The sequence below is a fragment of the Kitasatospora arboriphila genome (genome assembly GCF_039528095.1).
GTDB lineage: Bacteria > Actinomycetota > Actinomycetes > Streptomycetales > Streptomycetaceae > Kitasatospora > Kitasatospora arboriphila.
Genome location: NZ_BAAALD010000020.1, coordinates 42,342 through 62,707, shown reverse-complemented (window position 1 = coordinate 62,707; position 20,366 = coordinate 42,342). Strand labels below are relative to the sequence as shown.

Genomic DNA, 20,366 nt, shown 5'->3' with positions numbered 1-20,366 from the left:
GCCCTCGCCGACGCCGGCGGCCCGCAGTGCGGCGATGCCGCCCTGGACGTTCTCGTCGTTGCAGCCCCACACCACCCAGTGCTCGGGGTTCCCCGCCTCCGCGGCCGTGGTGGAGGCGACGGCGCTGCGGGCGCCGTCCGGCGTGTTGTCGGTGTTGACGTTCAGGGTGCGGACCTGGCCGCCGTCCCGGAGGAACGCCAGCTTGGCGGCGTCGATGCGCTCGCGGCAGACGCTGAGGTCCATCCGCGCCGCGGCGACGATCCGGGTGTCGGCGGCCTTCCAGCCGGTCGTGCGGTACTCCTGGGCGGAGATCCGGCCGACGACCTCGCCCATCCGGCTGCCGCTGAAGCCGACCCTGGGCACGAGCTTCTGCCGGGCGCAGACGCTCGGGTCGCCGAGGTCGGCGCAGATCTGGTCGTCGGAGGCGAGCAGTTCGATCCGGGCGTCGTGCGCGATCCGCACGAGTTGCGGTCCGAGCGCCGGGTCCGGCACCGCCACGACCACGCCGCTCGCCCCGCGGGCAACGGCGGACCGGACGGCGTCGAGGGTGCGGGCCGCGTCGGTGCCGACGTCCACCACGTCCAGGTCGACGCCGAGTTCGGAGGCCCTTGCCCGCGCCCCGGCCGCCTCCTCCCGGAAGTACTGCTGGTCGCCCTGCTTCTGGATGTAGGCGACGGAGATCCGCGCCGTCCGGTGCATCTCGGGGCCCTGGGTGGTGCAGGCGCCGAGCGTCGCGATCGCGGCGAGGACGGCGACGGTGCCCGAGGGCGTGGGCAGGAGCGGGAGACGGGACATGGGCGGCCTCGGGGCGGTTCTGGGCTCCCCCGCCCACGGCCCCGACCACGGCCCGGGCGGCGGACGTGGGCGGGACGTGAGCGGGACGGCATCGGCGTGGAGCGCGGGACGGTTCGACAGCAAGAACGCGGCAGGGGTGTGTCAGGGAACGCGCGGGGGCGCGCGGGCCACCCGGCCGGCGGACCGGTGCGGTTCTTGACGCGGTGTCCGGGGCTGCGGTGTGATGATGCCGCGCGTTCGATTCTGTTGGAGTGTGGGGTTTTCTGATGGAGCGACGCCGCGCCCGCGCCGTCGGCTGCCACCGGTCCGGGCACACCGCCGGCGCGGCCCGTCCGACTCGTCCCCGGGCACGCCGTGCCGGCGGCCCTTCCCGGGTGGTCGACCCGTCGCTGCGCTGTCCGTGGTGCGTCGAACCCACGTGCCGAGGTCGTGCCGTCCTGTGCCGCGGGCGCAGGACCGGCGGCACGGTCCACCACCTCGCAGGAGTCCTTCTCCGGCCCCGCTGCGACGCGTGAGTCCTGGGGCGACCCGCGGGCTGTGGCTGCGGCCGGTGGCCGCCCGCGGGGCGTGAAGGGCGGCTCTGCGGGAGCGCCCGGTGTTCCCTCAGCCGGCGCCGGTGCAGCGGGACGGGTTCGGCGCAGCACCGGCGCCGCGCCCGACCGGAGCCGGACCGGCGGGAGGCTCCGTCGTGCAGCGGCTCCCGCCGGTCACCCGTGCCACGGGGTGATGCCCCAGCGCATGGTGTGCCGGGCGCCCGGTTCCAGGGCGACGATCGAGGTTCCGTCGACGAAGGCGTTCGGCGGGCACGACATCGGCTCGACCGCGAGGGCCAGGCGTCGCTGCGGCTCCGGCAGGGTGTCCCCGCTGTAGATCTGGAGGTACTCCGCGCCCTCGCCGAGCCAGAGGTCCGCACCGTGCTCGCCGGAGGGGTGGGCGAGTCGGACGACCGCCCGCCCGCGCCCGTCCCGGACGAGCGAACCGAACGGGGTGTCCAGCCGGGTGGCACCGATGCTCCGCGGCGCGCGGAAGTCGTAGGGCGTACCGGCGACGGACTCCTCCGCCACCGGAAGACCGCTGTCGTCGGTGCGCAGCCAGGTGTCCGCGGGAACGGTCAGCACCACGTCGTCGACCGTCCCGGTGCCGACCGTGAGGTAGGGGTGTTGGCCGACGCCGTAGGGCGCGACCTGCCCGCCCGCGTTCCGCGCGGTCAGGGCCACCTCGAGACCGGTGTCGTGCAGTGCGTACTCGGCGCGGATGCGGAGGTGGAACGGGTAACCGGGCTGCGGCCACAGATCGGTCTCGCACACGGCGCGGGCCGTGTCGGACTCGACGACCTGCCAGGAGGTCCAGCGGAGCAGCCCGTGGATGGCGTTCCCGTGCTCGGGCTCGGACAGCGGAAGCTGCAGGTCCTCGCCGTGCCACCGGTAGCGTCCCGCACCGACCCGGTTCGGCCACGGGACGAGGATCTGGCCGCGCCCTCCGGTGATGCGGTCGTCGGCGTCGAACCCGTGGAGCACGGGCCTGCCGTCGACGGTGTACGACCGCAGAGCGGCCCCGAGTTCCACCACGACGGCGACCTGGTCGCCGTGTCGCAGGGTCAGCTGACGTCCTGTTCGGCTCACATGCACGGATAGAGCGTGCGAGCCGTCCCGCGCCGGTGCAAGCACGACACGTGCGAACCCGCGGAATCGCCGCCCTGCGACACGTCGCCGTGGCGCCGGACCCCTCCTCAGCGGCTGTCGGCCGCGCGGCGGCTTGGTCCGTTCCGGTGACGTGACCGGAGGGAAGCACCCGTCTGGCGCGCCAGCCTGTCGGCCGACCGCGCACCGTGGTTCCGTTTGAATTCCGCGTCCCAGCGGCTCGCACCCTCGGCCCCGGAGCGCGTCCACCGACCGATTCCCCGCGGCCTGCCGTGTGCACCGCTGCAGGGCCGTTCGACATGCCCGGAGGAGAGACCATGGTCGCAGGAACGGCCGGCGGGTCCCGGGGGAGATGATGGAGGACCACGTCACGCCCCGCCGGGTGGTGATCATCGGTGGCGGGTTCGCTGGCCTGTTCGCCGCCCGGGCCCTGCGGCACGCTCCGGCCGCGGTCACCGTGATCGACCGCCGGGCCCACCACTTGTTCCAGCCGCTGCTGTACCAGTGCGCGTCCGGGATCCTCTCGGAGGGCCAGATCGCGCAGCCGCTGCGCGGGGTCCTGCGCCGGCACCACAACGTGGACTGCCTGCTCGCCGAGGCCACCGACGTGGACCCGCAGGCCAAGGTGGTGCACGCGCAGCGGCCCGGCGGCGAGCCCCTGGAGGTGCCCTACGACGACCTGATCGTGGCCGTCGGCATGCGCCAGTCCTACTTCGGGCACGACGAGTATGCGGCGCACGCGCCCGGCATGAAGACCCTGGACGACGCCCTCGGCATCCGCCGCAGGCTCTACCAGGCCTTCGAGATGGCCGAGACGGCCACCGACCCCGAGGAGCGCCGGCAGTGGCTCACCTTCGCGCTCGTCGGGGGCGGGCCGACCGGCGTGGAACTCGCCGGACAGATCAGGGAGATCGCCGGGCACACGCTCGACCGGGAGTTTCGCGCCATCGACTCCGCCCAGGCCCGGGTGCTGCTCTTCGAGGGCTCCGACGCCGTCCTGGGCGCCTTCGGCCCCCACCTCGCCGACCGGGCGGCCCGGACGCTGCGGAACCTCGGCGTGGAGATGCACCTCGGCACGATGGTCACCGGTGTCGACGCCGACGGGCTGACCGTGAAGGACCGGAACGGTGCCAGCACACGGTTCCCGGCGCGCACGGTGCTGTGGACGGCGGGTGTCGAGGCCCCGCCGATCGCCGCCGCACTGGCGCGGGCCACCGGAGCGTCCCAGGACCGGGCCGGCCGCATCGCGGTCGAACCCGACCTGACCCTCGCCGGACACCCGGACATCCGCGTCACCGGCGACGTGATGAGCCTCGACCGGCTGCCCGGCCTCGCCGAGGTCGCCATGCAGTCCGGCGCCTACGCCGGCCGCGCCGTACGTCACTCCATCGAGGGCCGCAAGCGCAAGCCGAAGCCGTTCAAGTACGTGGACCTGGGCAGCGCCGCCTACATCTGCCGCGGGAGGGCCGTCGTCAAGGTCGGCCGGATCCACCTCTCGGGCAGGACGGGCTGGCTGGCCTGGCTGCTGATCCACCTGGCCTTCCTCACCGGCTTCCGCAGCAGGTTCGGCGCGGTGCTGAGCTGGGCGGTCGTCTTCGCCTCCGGCTCGCGGCGCGAACGCGCCTTCACCATGCCCGACCCACCTGCGCCACCGGTTCCCCCTGCCGGCCCGAAGCCGTCCGCCCCCTCGTCCTGACATCGCCCCGGCCAGCCGCGCCGGCCGCACCCCTGCCGATTCCTCTCAGCCCCGCCGCACGCGGGGCGGACCATCGAGGCGCACATGCTCAGCATCGCCGCCCATCTGGCGGACACACCTCCCCAACTCCTGCCGGCCCGTGAGCAGATGGCCTTCACCCTGGCCTCGCACATCCTGCTGGTGCCGTTCGGCGTGGCGCTGCCGTTCATCACCGTCCTGATGCACTACCGCGCGCTGCGCCGCAACGACCCGGTGGCCCTGCTGCTGGCCCGGCGGTGGTCCGCGGTGATGGCGGTGCAGTTCGCCATCGGGATCATCACCGGCACCGTGCTGTCCCTGGAGTTCGGCCTGCTGTGGCCCGGGATGATGGGGCGCTGGGGCGACGTCTTCGGCGTCGGCTTCGGCGTGGAGGCCTGGGCGTTCTTCCTGGAGGCCGTCCTGATCGCGGTCTACCTCTACGGCTGGCGCCGGCTGAAGCCGTGGACGCACTGGTGGCTGGCCGTGCCGCTGCCGCTGACCGCGGCGATGGGGGCGTTCGGCATCATCGCGGCCAACTCCTGGATGAACACCCCCCAGGGCTTCACCCTGGACTCCCAGGGCAACCCGGTGAACGTCAACGTGCGGCAGGCGATCTTCACGCCGATGTTCGGCCCCCAGTACTGGCACTTCGTGGTCGCGATGTTCATGACGGCCGGCTACGTGGTGGCCGGCGTGTACGCGGTCGGCTGGCTGCGCGGGCGGCGCGACCGCTACCACAAGCTCGGGTTCACCGTGCCGTTCACCGTCGCCGCGATCCTCACCCCCGTCCAGTTCTTCCTGGGCGACTCCGCCGCCCGCGCGGTCTACAACAAGCAGCCGGTCAAGTTCGCCGGCATGGAGCTGGTCTGGGACACCTCCACCCACGTGCCCGAGTACGTCTTCGGCCGGCTGAACGAGGACGGGACGATCTCCGGCGGGATCAAGATCCCGCAGCTGGACTCCATCCTCGCCGGGTTCAAGCCCAGCACCCAGGTGACCGGCCTGACCTCCGTGCCGGCGTCCGACCGCCCCACGGCCGTGGAGGCGACCATCGTCCACTGGGCCTTCGACATCATGGCCACCATCGGCAGCGTGCTGATCCTGCTCGCCCTCTGGTACGCCTGGATCTGGTGGCGACACCGGGACCTGCCGATCAACCGCTGGTTCTTCTCCTGCGCGGCGCTCGCGGGAGCCGCCTGCCTCATCACGGTGGAGTGCGGGTGGATCACCACCGAGGTCGGCCGTCAGCCCTGGATCGTCTACTTCAACATGCGAGTCTCCGAGGCCGTCACCCCGACCCGTTCCGACGGCATCTGGACGATGTTCGGCATCGTCGTCGTCCTGTACGTGGCCGTGTTCGCGTCCTTCCTGGCGGTGCTGCTGAAGATGCGGACCCGCTGGAGAATCGCCGACGAGGGCAGGGCGGTGCGGGGGACACCCGCCCCCGAGACCGACACCCCGTACGGGCCCAGGCGCGAACCCCTGCCCGACGAGGCCGGTGTGGTGTCCGGCGGGTCCGGCCCGGCCGCGGGCGGTGACCGGTGATGGCGGACCTCATCGCCTGGCTGCTGGTGATCGCCATCGCCGCCTACGCCTGCGCCGGCGGCACCGACTACGGCGCGGGCTTCTGGGACCTGCTGGCCGGTGGTGCCGAGCGCGGGAAACGGCCCCGCTGGCTGATCGACCACGCCATGGCGCCGGTCTGGGAGGTCAACAACGTCTGGCTGATCTTCATCCTGATCCTCATGTGGACGGGGTTCCCCACGATGTTCCAGGCGGTCTTCGAGGCGTTGTGGCTGCCGCTCGCCCTCGCGGCCGTCGGACAGCTGCTCCGCGGAGCCGGCTTCGCGCTGCGCAAGCCCAGCCGCCGGATCGCCCAACGGCGCGTCTACGGCGCGGCGTTCGCGATCTCCTCGCTCCTCACGCCGTTCTTCCTCGGCGCAGTGCTGGGCGGCATCGCCTCCGGACGGGTCGCGGTGGGCGTCCCGGCGTCCTCGGACGCCTGGGCCAACCCCACCTCGCTGATGGCGGGCCTGATGGCCATCGCCTCGACCGCCTTCCTCGGCGCGGTCTTCCTCTGCTCCGACGCCCGGCGGTTCGGCGCCCACGACCTCGTCGACCACTTCCGCCTGCGGGCGTGGGCCGCCTTCGCGGCCCTCGTCGTCCTCGCTCTCATCGCCCTGCCCGTCACCAGGGACGACGCCCGGTACGTGTGGGACGGTCTCACCGGCGGTCTCGGACTGCTGATGGCGATCCTGGCCGGGGTCTGCGGCCTGGCCACCGTCCTGCTCCTGGTGCGCCGGTTGTACGGCTGGTCCCGCTACACCTCGGTGGCGACCGTCGCGCTGGCCGTGCTGGCCTGGGGCTTCGCCCAGCGGCCCTACCTCCTGCCGACCTCGCTCACGGTGTCCCAGGCCGCCGGGGCCGCGCACAGCCTGCGCTGGCTGGCCATCGTGACGCTCATCGCGGTCGTGCTCGTCGGCCCGGCCCTGGTACTGGTCTACCGGCTCGACACCAAGGGCCGGTTGGAGCCGCTCACCGACTCCGACACCTCGTCCGCGGGGATGCCCGGGGACAACGTCTAGCGCAGGCACGCCGGTTCGGCCGTCCGAGGGGGGCAGGCCGGCCGATGTCACCGACAGGAACGGCCGGGGCAGAAGGGCCTCGGTCGGCTTCGTCCGGGGGGGCTGGAACTCGAACACGGAGTGTGCTGATGGACCGCTACCCGCCGATCGCCGAACACGGCCTGGTGGGCGACCTCCAGACCGTCGCGCTGGTCTCCTCCAAGGGCGTCATGGACTGGTTCGCCGCGCCCAGGGTCGACTCGCCCAGCATCTTCGCCGCCCTGCTGGACCACGACAAGGGCGGCCACTTCCACATCGGCCCCGATGCCACGGACGTCACCTACCGCCAGCTGTACTACCCGGACACCGCCGTCCTGGTCACCCGGTTCATGTCCCCCGACGGCGTCGGCGAACTGATCGACTGGATGCCGCCCAACACCTCCGGCAGCCCCACCGACCGGCACACCGTGATCCGCGGAATCCGTGCCGTGCGCGGCACCGTCACGTTCAACCTCGACTGCCGGCCGCGCTTCGACTACGGCCGGGCGAAGCACGAGCTCCGTCTCGACGACCGGTACGCGGCCTTCCACGCCCCGGGCATCGCCTGCCACCTGCGGACCACCTTCCCGGTCGCACGGGCCGGCGACGACGTGACCGGCACGGTCACGCTCAACGCCGGCCAGACCGCCGGCGCCGTGCTCACCGTCTGTGCCGCCGACGGCGCCGCGCCGCCCCCCACCAACGAGGAGGAGATCACCGAGGCCCTCTGGGACGCCGTCAACTTCTGGCAGGACTGGGTCCGCACCGCCAACTACCGAGGCAGGTGGCCCGACATGGTCCGCCGCTCGGCGATCACCCTCAAGCTGCTCACCTACGCCCCGACCGGCGCACCGATCGCCGCCGCCACCATGGGCCTGCCCGAGCAGGTCGGCGGCGAGCGCAACTGGGACTACCGCTTCACCTGGGTGCGCGACGCCTCGCTGTCGGTGCGCGCGCTCCTCGACCTCGGCTTCGCCGAGGAGGCCAGTGCGTACACCCGCTGGCTCGGCGACCGGATCCACGATCGGCTGGAGATGCCCGGCGAGCGGCTGCAGATCATGTACCGCGTCGACGGCGACCCGCAGCTGACCGAGGAGATCCTCGAACACTTCGAGGGCTACCGCGGCTCGTACCCCGTCCGGGCCGGCAACGCCGCGATGGACCAGTTGCAGCTGGACATCTACGGCGAGGCGCTGTACGCCATGGCCGAAGGACGCGAGATCGGGGTCCAGGCCGGCTACCGCGGCTGGAAGGCGGCGGCGAAGACCCTCGACTGGCTCGCGGACAACTGGGACCGCCCCGACGAGGGCATCTGGGAGACCCGCGGCGGCCGCAAGGACTTCACCTTCAGCCGGGTGATGACCTGGGTCGCCTTCGACCGCGGACTGCGCCTGGCCGAGGAGTTCAGCCGGCCCGCCGACATCGTCCGCTGGCGGGACACCCGCGACGCGATCCTGGGCCAGATCATGACCAAGGGCTGGAGCGAGAAGGAGCAGGCGCTCGTCCAGCACTACGACGGCGACGTCCTCGACGCCTCCCTGCTACTGATCCCGCGGGTGGGCCTGCTCGGACCGAAGGACCCCGCCTGGCTGTCCACCCTGGACGCGATGGACCGCAAGCTCGTCTCGGACAGCCTCGTCTACCGCTACGACCCGGCCGCGTCGCCCGACGGCCTGCGCGGCTCGGAGGGCACCTTCAGCCTCTGCACCTTCCTGTACGTCGACGCGCTCGCCCGCGCCGGCCGGCTGCGGCAGGCCCGCTACGCCTTCGAGAAGATGCTCACCTACGCCAACCACGTCGGTCTGTTCGCCGAGGAGATCGGCCCCTCCGGCGAGCAACTCGGCAACTTCCCGCAGGCGTTCACCCACCTCTCCCTGATCATGGCTGCCAGCACCCTCGACGACGCACTGGACGGGAAGCAGACGTTGTGACCGGCCGTGGACCCGGCGGCGGTCGGGCCTCCTTGGGACGAGAGTGGAGACACACCCATGTTCCCGCAGCCGACCCGGGGAGGCCCGCGCACCATGGCCAGCGAAGTCCTCGACAACCGCGTGGTGGTCGTGATGGGGGTCTCCGCCTGTGGGAAGACGACCGTCGGCCGCCGGCTGGCGGACCGGCTCGGTGTGCCGTTCCTCGACGCGGACGATCTCCACTCGGCCGCCAACCGCGCCAAGATGGCCTCGGGCCGGCCGTTGAGCGAGGCCGACCGTCGACCCTGGCTCGCGGCCGTCGCGGAGTGGATCCACACGGCGGCGGACCGCAGCGGCGGCGTCCTGGCGTGCTCGGCACTGCGGCGCGAGTACCGGGAGCTGCTGCGGCCGCCGGGCGCCGACGTGTGGTTCCTGCACTTGGCGCTCGACCCCGCCGTGGCGCTGCAGCGGATCTCCGCACGGAAGGGGCACTTCATGCCCCCGGAGTTGCTGGACTCGCAGTACCGGCTGCTGGAGCCGCTCGGGTCCGATGAGCCGGGAGCCGCCGTGGACGCCTCCGGCAGCACGGAGCAGACCGCGGAGGCGGCGCTGCAGGCCCTGGCCAGGTCCTCCCCCGGCCCGGCCGCCCCGATCCGCCCGGCCCGTCCCTGAGGTGCCGCCCGGCCCCCGCGGTTGTAGCTTGCAGAGGACGGGACCTGTCCTGCCGACGCGGTGGTGCGTGATGCGACCCCCGCCGCGCCGGTCACCGCGGGGGCGGTCGGCGCAGCCGGGCAGGCAATGACTCCAGATCGGAACCCTCCGTGGCCGACGATCAGCACTACGACGTCATCGTCATCGGCACCGGCGCAGGCGGTGGCACCCTGGCCCACCGGCTGGCCCCGACCGGGAAGCGCATCCTCATCCTCGAACGCGGTGACTACCTGCCGCGCGAGCGGGACAACTGGGACTCCACCGCGGTCTTCGTCAAGGGCAAGTACCGTGCCCCGGAATTCTGGTACGACAAGGACGGCAAGGAGTTCCCGCCGGAGGTCAACTACTACGTCGGCGGGAACACCAAGTTCTACGGAGCCGCACTCTTCCGCCTGCGCCCCGAGGACTTCGGCGAGTTGCAGCACCACGACGGGATCTCCCCGGCCTGGCCGATCGACTACACCGACCTGGAGCCCTACTACTCACAGGCCGAGCAGCTCTACCTCGTCCACGGCCGGCACGGTGAGGACCCGACCGAAGGACCGGCGAGCGCCGACTACCCCTTCCCGCCCGTCGAGCACGAGCCGCGCATCCAGCAGCTCAGCGACGACCTCCAGAAGCACGGGCTGCACCCCTTCCACCTGCCGATCGGCGTCAACTTGATCCAGGACGACCAGGGCCGGGCGGTCCACGGCAGTGCCTGCATCCGCTGCGACCGGGTCGACGGCTTCCCCTGCCTGCTGGGCGCCAAGTCCGACGCGCAGGTGATCTGCGTCGACCCGGCCCTGGAACACGACAACGTCACCATGATCACCCGGGCCGACGTGCGCCGGCTGGAGACCGACCCCACCGGCCGGACGGTCACCGGGGTGGTCACGGAACTCGGCGACGGCACCACCGCGACCTTCGCCGCGGACGTCGTGGTCGTCGCCTGCGGTGCCGTCAACTCCGCCGTCCTGCTGCTGCGATCCGCCGACGACCGGCACCCGGACGGACTGGCCAACAGCTCCGGCGTGGTCGGCCGCAACTACATGCGGCACAACAACCTGGCCCTGATGGCGGTTTCGAAGGAACCGAACCCCACCCTGTTCCAGAAGACGCTCGCCGTGAACGACTGGTACCTCGGTGCCGACGACTGGGAGTACCCGCTCGGCGGCATCCAGATGCTCGGCAAGTCCGACGCCGACCAGATCCACGGCGAGGCGCCGCGCTGGGCCGGGGCCGTCTCGCCCGACATGCCCTTCGAGGTGCTCGCCCACCACGCCGTCGACTTCTGGTTGTGCGGCGAGGACCTGCCGGCCCCGGAGAACCGGGTGACCCTGGACGCCGACGGAGGCATCCACCTCGCCCTGGACGAGAAGAACAACACCGCCGGGCTCAAGCGGCTGCGCCACAAGCTCCAGGGGATGCTGGGCCAACTCGGCATGCACCCGCACCACTTGCTCTCGCACAGCATCTACCTGCACAAGGGCATGCCGATCGGCGCCACCGCACACCAGGCCGGCACCGTCCGCTTCGGCACCGACCCGGCCGCGTCCGCCCTCGACGTCAACTGCCGGGCCCACGACGTGGACAACCTCTACGTCGTCGACACCTCCTTCTTCCCGAGCATCGGCGCCGTGAACCCCTCGCTCACCGCCATCGCCAACGCGCTCCGGGTGGGCGACCACATCGCCGACCGGCTGCGCTGACCACCCGGACCACACAGGAGAGTTCGCGATGACGACACAGCAGATGGACGCCCTGGTCATCTTCGGGGCCACCGGCGACCTCGCCAAACTGGAGACCTTCCCCGCCCTCGTGGGTCTGGTCGAGCGCGGCGTCCTCGACGTACCGATCGTGGGCGTGGCCAAGGCCGGCTGGGACCTGCAGCAGTTCCGCAACTACGCCGAGGCCTCACTCACCCTCAACGGTATGGACCCCAGGACCCCGGCCGCGACCACGATGCTCGGTCTGTTGCGCTACGTGGACGGCAACCTCGGCGACGACGCCACCTACCGCGCGATGTCCGAGGCCATGGGCGCCGGCGGGCGGGCCCTCTACTACCTCGAGGTCCCTCCGCCGCTGTTCGGCCGGATCGCCCAGGGCATCGCCACCGCGGGCCGGGCCAAGGACGCCCGCATCATGGTCGAGAAGCCCTTCGGCACGGACCTGGCGAGCGCGCGCGCCCTGAACGCCACCATGCACGAGTACTTCCCCGAGGACGCCATCTACCGGGTCGACCACTGGCTCGGGCTCGACCCCGTCGAGAACGTCCTGTTCGCACGCTTCGCCAACTCCGTGATCGAGCCGCTGCTCAACCGCACCCATGTGGAGAGCATCCAGATCACCATGGCGGAGGCCTTCGACGTCTCCGACCGCGGCCGTTTCTACGACCGCACCGGTGCCGTCCGCGACGTGATCCAGAACCACATGCTGCAGGTTCTCGCCACCGTGCTGGCCGACCCGCCGTCCGGGCACGGCCTGAGCGCCTGGCGGGACTCCAAGGCCGTCGCCATCGCCTCGTTGCGGCCACTCGACAACGACCACATCGTGCGCGGACAGTACGACGGGTACCTGGATGTGGACGGCGTGGATCCGAAGTCCACCGTGGAGACCTTCGCCGCGATCCGGCTCACCGCCGACTCCTGGCGCTGGGCCGACGTGCCGATCCTCATCCGGGCCGGAAAGTGCCTGCCGGTGACCGCCACCGAGATCAGCATCCGGTTCCGCAGCGCGCCCCACGACGTCTTCGGCCTGCGCCCGGTGCCTGCCACCAACATGCTCCGCTTCCGGATCTGGCCGGAGACCCAGGTGGCGCTGACCCTCGCCGGCAAGCAACCCGGCGGCGGCTGGCAGGCCAACCACGAGGAGCTCTCCTTCAGCCAGATCCCCGGCTCCGACATGCGCCCCTACGACCGCCTGATCGGCGCCGCCCTCGACGGCGACCGGTGGCTGTTCGCCCGGCAGGACACCGTCGAGGCCGCCTGGCAGATCGTCGACCCGGTCCTCGGCGACGCCGTACCGGTCCACCCCTACGCCCGCGGCACCTGGGGCCCCAAGGAGGCCGACGCCCTGCTCGTCGACAACGACACCTGGTACGACCCGGCCGGCTGACGCGGCCACGCCGCCCTCCCGTGCCGCAGCCCGGCGGGCCCCTGTTCACGGCAGTGGACCGCCGGGCCGCGGCCGCACCTGCGAGGACGGGTGGCCGCCCCCGTGCTGTCCCGAGGGGTCGCTGCGGCGCCCGGGTCCGGGTCGTAGGAGGACTTCGGATGGATCTGGTCCACTTTCGGATGGTGACGCCGCCGTCGCTCACCCAGCGGACGATCGACATGCTGACCGCGAACAGCGACGTCCTTAACCTGGTGGTGCTGCGGGCGGTGTCGAACTCGCCGGACGGCGACGCGCTCGAGTGTGACGTCATGAAGGCCGCCGCCAACGAGGTGCTGGGCGGCCTGCGCGGTCTGGGGATCGACCACGCCGGGTCCATCGCCGTCGAGGACGTCGAGATGATGTTCTCGCGGCACGCCGAGCGGATCGAGGCCGACCGGCCCAGCACGCTCGTCCACACGCCGCTGTGGGCCGCGGTCGAGGCCCACATCCGGGCGGAGGGGACCTACCTGCCGTCCTTCTACCTGTTCCTGGTCGTCGCCGGGCTCATCGGTGCGGTCGGCATCATGTCGAACTCCCAGATCCTCATCGTGGCCGCGATGGTGGTCGGCCCCGAGTACAACGCGATCGTCAGCATGGCGCTGGGCATCGACCGCGGCAACCGCCGCCGGGTCCGTGAGGGCGCCCGCGCACTGACTCTCGGATTCTCCCTGGCCATCGTGGTGACGCTGGGCTTCTCGGCGCTGTCGCGGGCCCTGGACCAGGAGTCCGACGCGTTCAAGCACGGGCTGCGGCCGGTGTCCCAGCTCATCGACACGCCCAACTTCTTCTCGCTGGTGGTCGCCGCGCTCGCCGGTGCGGTCGGCATCGTCTCGCTGACGGAGGCACGGGCGAGCGCGCTCCTCGGCGTCTTCATCTCCGTGACCACGATCCCGGCCGCCTCGGACATCGCCGTCTCGATCGCCTTCGCCGACTGGCACGAGGCCCGCGGCTCGCTGTTCCAACTCCTCCTGAACGTGGTCGTCCTCGTGATCGTCGGCGTCCTCACCCTCCGCCTGCAGCGACGCTTCTGGCGGCGGGCGGAGCGCCGCGTCGACGCGGGGAAGGACTGACCGGGCGCACGCCGACCGGACGGACCACCGAACCGGCGCACGCGGTCAGCCCTGGTCGTGGGCGCGGGTGGGCAGCGCGGAGGCGTTCGGCACGGGACCCAGGAGCACGAGCGTGTCGTCGGCCGCCGGAACGACGTCCTGGGCCTCGGTGACGGGTTCGAGTCGGCCGTCGGCCCGCACGACGAAGAGCAGTTCGTGGCCCGGGGGGAACGGGTCGGCGGCCGGCCTCACGACGAAGCGCGCGCCGAGCTCGTGGCGGTCCTCCAGGACGCTCCGGACGAGGCCGGGCCCGAAGAGGACGCCACCGCCGGTGTACGGGGCGACGATGCCCTGGCCTCCGGGGTGCGGGCCGACCCGGTACACCGGACCGTCGAGGCTGTCCTGCACGACCACCGAGGCGAGCGCGTTCAGGTCGTCGTCGTCCGTGAGCAGCAGCGCGGTCGTGACGCCCTCCAGGCGGGCCCCTGGGTCGGTCGCCGTGGCCAGGAGCTCCCCCGGGGCCAGCTCCATCCCCGCCTCCCTGATCCGGTCCCGCTCCCGGGGCAGGCCGGCCCACATGAGCACGTCCAGGCCGGCCGCGCGGAGCGACCGGGCGAGGTCGATCACCCACGGTGCGCCGCCGACCAGCAGGGGCCGTGAGCGTGCCGACTCGCCGACCCCCAGCCGTACGGCGACCGGCCTGGCGGTCAGTGCGTAGACCAGGACGGTTCCGACGATCACCAGGAAGGTGACCGGCAGGATCTTGTCGGCGCCCGCCAGGCCCTGGTGGACGAGCGAGGCGGAGAACGTCGCGGCGGTGGAGGCGGCGACGATGCCCCGGGGCGCCATCCAGCCGATGACGGCGCGCTCCCCGGAGCCGACGTCCGTCCGGGCGGTTGCCACGACGGACACCAGCGGCCGCACCACCAGGACGAGCGCCGCGGTCAGCGCCAGCGAAGGAAGCAGCACCGACGCGACGGACTTCGGCGCGACCGAGGCCGAGATGGAGATGAACAGCAGGCCGATGACCAGTTGGACGACCGTCTCGAAGAACGGGCGGCGGGCCGGCATGTCGAATCCGGGCAGGTTCGCCACCCCGATGCCGGTGACGATCGCCGCGATGAGCCCGGTGTCGTCCAGGACGACGTCGCAGCCCGCCGCCACCGCGACGACCGTGGCCAGTTGCGCGAGCGTGCCGAGCGTTCCGCCGAGCCGCAGCTTGCGCAGGGTCAGCCACAGCACCGCGACGCCGACGGCGCCGCCGGCCAGCCCGACGGCCATGCTTCCGAAGAACAGGCCGACCCGGTAGCCCTCTTTGTCCTGCAAGCGGACGATGAAGTGGAAGACGACGGCGCCGAGGATGCCGCCGAGGGGGTCGACGAGGGTCCCCTCCCAGGTCAGGACGGAGCGCACCCGGTCGGCGAGCCTGGCATGTTCGAGCAGCGGACCGACGACGGTCGGCCCGGAGACGACGAGGATGACGCCGAGCATGAGCGCCACGGTGACCGGAACGTCGAACAGCGCGACGACCAGCCCCAGGCAGGCTCCGGCCGTGATGGGGATCCCCAGCACGATCAGCCGGGTCACCACGCTCCGGGTCTCGCCCTTCATCTGCTGCGGATCGAGTCCCAGCCCCGCGTCGTAGAGGATCACGGCCACCCCGAGCGACACCAGGGCCGTGAAGTCGGGTACCAGGTTGTCGGGGCGGACCACCTTGGTGAGGGCCCCGGCGGCGAATCCGACCGGCAGCAACACGATCAGCGACGGGACGTGGAGCTTGCTCGCCAGGATCTGGGAGCCCACTGCCAGCGCGACGGTCAGAGCGGCGCCCAGGAGGATCTGGTCCTGGGTCACGACGGGCCCGCCCCTCCCGGCCGCGGAGAAGGCTCGGGGGCGATCCGGTCCCGTACACCCACCGCGCCCCCGGCCTCCCGGCGCCCGGGACGGTGGGCGACCGCGCCTGCCGTCAGGCGTCTCCGGGGGGACGCCACCGTCTCGCACGGCCTGCCGCGCCGGGCCGGACGGGCAGGAGGCACATCGTCGGTCACCGTCCCCACAGCTGGCTCCCTCCTCACTCCGCGCCCGGCCGCGTCTGAAGTCCGGCCGCCACACAATCACCGTGCACGGGAGGCTGCGCGCCGGAAGGGCCGTCCTTGCGCCACCCGGTCGACGGCGTTCCACCGCTCCCCGGCGCGTCGCCTCACCCCGGCCCTCCGGGAGCTCGCCGATCCGCTGGAACGGCGCCGAGCGGCCCTGGGCGCGGATCCTGACGAGTGGGCCCTGTCGGCCACGGCCCGGCCGCGCCGGTTCCTGGGCCTGCCCGGGCCGCGGCGCGGCACCGATGCGGTGCACCGCCGCTCCGGAGCGGGTGCAATCGTCGGGGGTCCCGCCGGTGGGTGTGGAGGCGAGCGGCGGGCCCCGGCGGTCGCCGGCCGACGGTCCCGGACCGGACGGCCCGTCCCCCGGGGCACCGGCCACCGCTCGACCACCACCCACGACCCGTCGGTCGGCTCATGACGACGCGGCACGCACCGGGCCACGACACACCCGCTCTGCGGACACGCCATAGGCTCGGCGGGGCGGTGGCGGGCGCTGTCGCCGGGCCGGTCGACGGGAAGGGTGTGGCGGCGGTGCTGGACGGGCTGGATGCGGCGCTGGTCCGCGAGCTGCAGCGGGACGGGCGGGTGAGCTACCAGCGCCTGGCCGAGCTGCTGGGGGTCTCGCGGGAGGCGGCGCGGGCGCGGGTGCACCGGTTGACCTCGTCCGGCGCGGTGCGGGTGGTGGGGATCGTCCGGCCGTCGGTGGTCGGGATCACGGCGGTCGCGCATGTGTCGCTGGCGGTCGAGGGCCCGGCGCGGCCGGTGGCCGAGGCGGCGGCGGCCCGGCCGGCCACGTCGTTCGTGTCGTGCACGGCGGGCGGCGGTGCGGTGGTGGCCGAGGTCCGGGTCGCGGACGACCGTGCGCTGGAGCGCGAGTTCACCGCGTTGCGGGGCGTCCCGGGGGTGCACGGCATCGAGGTGTTCCGCTGTGCGGAGCTGCTGCGGGACGCGTACTCGCCGCTGCCGGGCGGTCCGGCGGCGCCGCGGCCGGCCGAGGGGCCTCCGCCGTCGGTCGACGAGACGGACCGGGTGCTGCTGGGTCTGCTGCAGGTGGACGGGCGGGCGTCGTTCGCGGCGCTGGCGGAGCGGGTGGGGCTGTCGCAGCCGGCGACCCGGGCCCGGGTGCTGCGGCTGCTGGAGTCGGGGGCCGTGCACGTGACCGGGCTGGTCGCCGCGCAGGCGCTCGGGGTGCGGGAGGCGGTCGGCGTGGGGCTGGGGGTGCGGGGCGCCGCCCGGCAGGCCGCCGAGCTCGCCGTCGGACTGCCGGGGGTGAACTACGTGGCCGCGGGCCACGGCCGCTTCGACGTGGTCTGCGGGGTGGACGCCGCGGACCGGGCGGCCCTGCTCGGCACCCTGGACGCGCTGCGCGCCCTGCCGGGCGTGGTCCGCGCCGAGTCCTGGTACCACCTCGACATCGTGAAGGAGACGTACAGCTACGATCTCCCGGCCTGACCGGCGGATCGATCGCCCACAGCGTCATCGGATTACGAATCGCAGGATCAGAGGCGAATTGCCTGCGGAAATGTATCCGCAGGTCATTGACGCGGTGTTTTCGCCCGGCATTGAATGACCGGCGCCCCCCTCTCCCTCACCCTGCCGGGACGGCTGATGTCCAGATCCCCCCAGAGCGGCGTCGCCGCGCTCCCCCGCTCGCTCGGCGTCTTCGGCGGCGTCCTGCTGACCCTCTCCTGCGTGACCCCGGCCTCCTCGCTGTTCATCGTGGTGCCGCCGCTGCTGCAGACCCAGGGCAGCGGCACCGTCCTCACCCTGCTGATCGCCGCGCTGCTCTCGCTCGGTGTCGGCTTCTGCTACGCGGAGCTCGGCACGCTCGTCCCGAGCGCCGGCGGCGAGTACTCGATCGTCGGGCAGTTGCTCGGCCGGCTGGCCGGCTGGCTGGTGTTCGTGATCTCGGTGGTGTCGCTGCTGGTGATCCCGCCGATCATCGCGCTCGGCACGGCCGGCTACCTGTCCTCGGTGGCCGCCCTCGACCCGGCGGTCACCGGCGCCGTGGTGATGGCCCTGGCCGTCGCCGTCGGTGTCCTGGACATCAAGTCCAACGCGCTGATCACCGGCCTCTTCCTCGGCCTGGAGGTGCTCGCCGCGGCCGTGGTCAGCGTGCTCGGGCTGACCCACGTCCACCAGCCGCTGGGCGGCCTGGTGCACGCCGTCGTCCCGGACGGGCACGGCGGCACCGGACCGTTCACCGCGGGCCTGCTGGTCTCGGGCCTGGCCGTGGCCCTGTTCACCTACAACGGCTTCGGCACCGCGGTCTACCTCTCCGAGGACCTGCGCGACCCCCGCCGCACGGTGGCCCGCACGGTGCTGTGGTCGCTGCTGGCCGGTGTCGTGCTGATCACCGTGCCGGTCGCCGCGATCTGCCTGGGCGTCGACTCGCCGGACCGGCTCGCCGAGGGCGACCTCGTCGCGATCGTCGACTCCTGGGCGGGCAGCACCGTCGGCACCTTCGTCAGCCTCTGCATCGCCGCCGCCATCCTCAACGCCGTCATCGTCATGGTGCTGCAGAACGGCCGGGTGCTGTACGCCTCGGCCCGCGACCGCACCTGGCCCGACCCGGTCAACCGGGTGCTCGGCTCGCTGCACCCCCGCTGGGGCTCGCCGTGGGCCGCGACCCTGGCGATCGGCCTGCCCGGGGTGGTGCTCGCCCTCGCGGTGCCGATCGACGCCCTGCTCGGCTTCACCGGCGTCGTGGTCGCGGTGATCTACCTGCTGCTCGGGTGCGCCGCGCTGACCGCCCGGCGCGCCCGCCACCGCGCCGTACCCGCCTGGCGGATGCCGCTCTGGCCGGCCGTGCCGCTCGTCGCCATCGCCGTCCTCGGCTACTCGCTGACCCAGCAGACCGGCCGCGACCTGCTGATCACCGGCGGCGTGCTGCTCGCCGGCACCTGCTACTGGTTCGCCTACCTGCGTCCGCGCAGCGCCACCCACTGGGTGCTCAGCCTGCCCGCCGACGTGGCCGGCGACCCCCACGGCGCCGACCCCGGCACCCCCGATCCCGCCGGCGCCGAGGGCGCCGCCGCCCCGCTGAACGGAGCCCGGCCGTGACCCGCCCCGCCGACCTCGTCCTGTACAACGCCCACGTGCACACCGTGGACGACGCCCGTCCGCGCGCCGAGGCGGTCGCCGTCCGCGACGGCCGGATCGCCTGGGTCGGCGACGGCGACGGGTGGCGGGCGTTCACCGGCCCGGACACCGAGACCGTCGACGCCCGCGGCCGGCTGGTGCTGCCCGGGTTCGTCGACAGCCACAACCACGTCCGGCTGGGCTCCGACGCCGACTGCGTCCAGCTCGCCGGGGCCGGCACCCTCGACGAGATCGGCGCACGCATCGCCGACCGGCTGCGCAGCCACCCCGACGCCGCATGGATCGAGGGCGAGGCCTTCGACTACTCGGCGATCCCCGGCGGCCGGATGCCCACCGCCGCCGACCTGGACCGCTTCACCGGGGACCGGCCGGCGTTCGTGCTCAGCTACGACGTGCACACCGCCTGGCTGAACACCGCGGCGCTGCGCCGCCTCGGCATCGGCCGGGACACCGCGCAGACCGCGTACGGCACCGTGCAGAAGGACCCGGCGACGGGCGAACCGACCGGCTTCCTCACCGACTTCGCGGTGCGCGGGCTCTCCCGGGACGGCCACCGGGCGCTCCGGGCGGCCGGCGTGCCCTGGGCGGACCCGGACCGGCAGTACCGGCGGCTCGCCGGCAGCCTCGACACGGCCGCCCGGTACGGGATCACCACGGTCGTGGAGCCGCAGAACTCCCTCGACGACCTGCCGTTGTTCGAGCGGGCGCTCGCCGAGGGCCGGCTGCGGTCCCGGCTGGTCGCCGGGCTGTTCCACCCGCGCGGCACCACCCCGGAGGACCTGGCGGCGTTCGCCGCGGCCGCCCGGCGCCACGCCTCCGACCGGTTCCGGGTCGGGCCGCTGAAGCTCTACATCGACGACGTGGTGGAGCCGCACACCGCGGCGCTGCTGGAACCGTACGCCGGCCACCACAGCCACCGCGGGGAGACCTTCTACCCGCCGGAGGAGTTCGCGGAGGTGCTGGCCGGGCTGGACGCGGCCGGCTTCCAGGCCTTCGTGCACGCCACCGGGGACCGCGGGATCCGCACCGTGCTGGACGCGGTGGCGCACGCCCGGGCCGTCAACGGGCCGAACGACGCCCGGCACCAGGTCGTCCACGTGGAGTGCCTGGACCCGGCCGACGTGCCGCGCTTCGCCGAACTCGGCGTCGTCGCCTGCATGCAGCCGCGGCACTGCTCGCCGGACATCGCCGGCCCCGGACGGGACTGGGCCGAGGCGGTCGGCGAGCACCGCTGGAACAAGGCCTGGCCGATGCGCAGCCTGCACGAGTCCGGCGCGGTGCTCGCGCTGTCCAGCGACTGGAACGTCGCGGAGATGGACCCGCTGGTCGGCCTGTACACCGCGGTGACCCGCCGCGGCCTGGCCGGCGGCGAGCCGTGGATGCCGGAGGAGACGCTCGACCTGGCGACCGCGCTGCGCGGCTACACCCTGGGCAGCGCGTACGCCGTCCACCTGGAGCACGAGCTCGGCAGTGTCGTCCCCGGCAAGCTCGCCGACCTGGTGATGCTCTCCGACGATCTGTTCGAACTGGAGCCGAAGGCGTTCCTCGACGCCCGGGCGGAGCTGGGCGTGCTCGGCGGCGAGGTCGTCCACCGGGCCGCCTGACGGG

Annotated in this window: 14 protein-coding genes; 11 read left to right on the top strand and 3 right to left on the bottom strand. The window is 73.0% G+C overall.

The features are described from left to right. The coding region (locus ABD353_RS13430; RefSeq protein WP_344623786.1) for a substrate-binding domain-containing protein at positions 1-795 on the bottom strand (795 nt) is incomplete at its 3' end. Between the two features lie 707 nt (positions 796-1,502). Next, on the bottom strand, positions 1,503-2,423 hold the full coding sequence (locus ABD353_RS13425; protein WP_344623785.1) for an aldose 1-epimerase family protein: 921 nt from the start codon (positions 2,421-2,423) through the stop codon (positions 1,503-1,505). A 367-nt stretch (positions 2,424-2,790) separates the two neighbouring features. Between ABD353_RS13425 and ABD353_RS13420 the strand changes: the two genes are divergently transcribed. The 8 genes from ABD353_RS13420 (at position 2,791) to ABD353_RS13385 (ending at position 13,578) form a co-directional block, all read left to right on the top strand. After that, positions 2,791-4,131, top strand: coding sequence for an NAD(P)/FAD-dependent oxidoreductase (locus ABD353_RS13420; RefSeq protein ID WP_344623784.1), 1,341 nt, complete (start codon positions 2,791-2,793; stop codon positions 4,129-4,131). Positions 4,132-4,215: 84 nt separating this feature from the next. After that, positions 4,216-5,694 carry a cytochrome ubiquinol oxidase subunit I gene (locus ABD353_RS13415; protein ID WP_344623783.1) on the top strand — a complete coding sequence of 493 codons (1,479 nt, stop codon included), beginning with the start codon at positions 4,216-4,218 and terminating at the stop codon, positions 5,692-5,694. Continuing rightward, positions 5,694-6,734 carry a cytochrome d ubiquinol oxidase subunit II gene (locus ABD353_RS13410; protein WP_344623782.1) on the top strand — a complete coding sequence of 347 codons (1,041 nt, stop codon included), beginning with the start codon at positions 5,694-5,696 and terminating at the stop codon, positions 6,732-6,734. The genes ABD353_RS13415 and ABD353_RS13410 overlap by 1 nt, the downstream gene beginning before the upstream one ends. A 128-nt stretch (positions 6,735-6,862) precedes the next feature. Then, a complete protein-coding gene (locus ABD353_RS13405) occupies positions 6,863-8,683 on the top strand; it encodes a glycoside hydrolase family 15 protein (RefSeq protein WP_344623781.1) in 1,821 nt (606 codons plus the stop codon). 93 nt (positions 8,684-8,776) lie between these two features. Further along, positions 8,777-9,334 carry a gluconokinase gene (locus tag ABD353_RS13400; protein ID WP_344623780.1) on the top strand — a complete coding sequence of 186 codons (558 nt, stop codon included), beginning with the start codon at positions 8,777-8,779 and terminating at the stop codon, positions 9,332-9,334. Between the two features lie 149 nt (positions 9,335-9,483). Beyond that, positions 9,484-11,064, top strand: coding sequence for a GMC oxidoreductase (locus tag ABD353_RS13395; RefSeq protein WP_344623779.1), 1,581 nt, complete (start codon positions 9,484-9,486; stop codon positions 11,062-11,064). Between the two features lie 28 nt (positions 11,065-11,092). Next, on the top strand, positions 11,093-12,469 hold the full coding sequence (zwf, locus tag ABD353_RS13390) for a glucose-6-phosphate dehydrogenase (protein WP_344623778.1): 1,377 nt from the start codon (positions 11,093-11,095) through the stop codon (positions 12,467-12,469). A gap of 158 nt (positions 12,470-12,627) precedes the next feature. Next, the gene (locus ABD353_RS13385) at positions 12,628-13,578 is read left to right on the top strand and encodes a DUF389 domain-containing protein (RefSeq protein WP_344623777.1); all 951 of its coding nucleotides are present in this window, start codon (positions 12,628-12,630) and stop codon (positions 13,576-13,578) included. Between the two features lie 45 nt (positions 13,579-13,623). On the opposite strand, the gene ABD353_RS13380 is transcribed toward ABD353_RS13385, so the two are convergent. After that, the gene (locus ABD353_RS13380) at positions 13,624-15,411 is read right to left on the bottom strand and encodes a cation:proton antiporter (RefSeq protein ID WP_344623776.1); all 1,788 of its coding nucleotides are present in this window, start codon (positions 15,409-15,411) and stop codon (positions 13,624-13,626) included. Positions 15,412-16,139: 728 nt separating this feature from the next. On the opposite strand from ABD353_RS13380, the gene ABD353_RS13375 reads away from it, so the two are divergent. From ABD353_RS13375 to ABD353_RS13365, 3 genes are all read left to right on the top strand, one after another. Continuing rightward, a complete protein-coding gene (locus ABD353_RS13375) occupies positions 16,140-17,108 on the top strand; it encodes an Lrp/AsnC family transcriptional regulator (protein ID WP_344623775.1) in 969 nt (322 codons plus the stop codon). Positions 17,109-17,264: 156 nt separating this feature from the next. Beyond that, a complete protein-coding gene (locus ABD353_RS13370) occupies positions 17,265-18,719 on the top strand; it encodes an APC family permease (RefSeq protein WP_344623774.1) in 1,455 nt (484 codons plus the stop codon). Next, positions 18,716-20,362 carry an amidohydrolase gene (locus ABD353_RS13365; RefSeq protein ID WP_344623773.1) on the top strand — a complete coding sequence of 549 codons (1,647 nt, stop codon included), beginning with the start codon at positions 18,716-18,718 and terminating at the stop codon, positions 20,360-20,362. The genes ABD353_RS13370 and ABD353_RS13365 overlap by 4 nt, the downstream gene beginning before the upstream one ends. Positions 20,363-20,366 lie beyond the last annotated feature (4 nt).

What these genes read in the sequence shown, in the direction of transcription:
- ABD353_RS13420 (WP_344623784.1), top strand. Translation starts at nt 2,791, where the DNA reads ATGGAGGACCACGTCACGCCCCGCCGGGTGGTGATCATCGGTGGCGGG.
- ABD353_RS13415 (WP_344623783.1), top strand. Translation starts at nt 4,216, where the DNA reads ATGCTCAGCATCGCCGCCCATCTGGCGGACACACCTCCCCAACTCCTG.
- ABD353_RS13410 (WP_344623782.1), top strand. Translation starts at nt 5,694, where the DNA reads ATGGCGGACCTCATCGCCTGGCTGCTGGTGATCGCCATCGCCGCCTAC.
- ABD353_RS13405 (WP_344623781.1), top strand. Translation starts at nt 6,863, where the DNA reads ATGGACCGCTACCCGCCGATCGCCGAACACGGCCTGGTGGGCGACCTC.
- ABD353_RS13400 (WP_344623780.1), top strand. Translation starts at nt 8,777, where the DNA reads ATGGCCAGCGAAGTCCTCGACAACCGCGTGGTGGTCGTGATGGGGGTC.
- zwf (WP_344623778.1), top strand. Translation starts at nt 11,093, where the DNA reads ATGACGACACAGCAGATGGACGCCCTGGTCATCTTCGGGGCCACCGGC.
- ABD353_RS13385 (WP_344623777.1), top strand. Translation starts at nt 12,628, where the DNA reads ATGGATCTGGTCCACTTTCGGATGGTGACGCCGCCGTCGCTCACCCAG.
- ABD353_RS13370 (WP_344623774.1), top strand. Translation starts at nt 17,265, where the DNA reads ATGTCCAGATCCCCCCAGAGCGGCGTCGCCGCGCTCCCCCGCTCGCTC.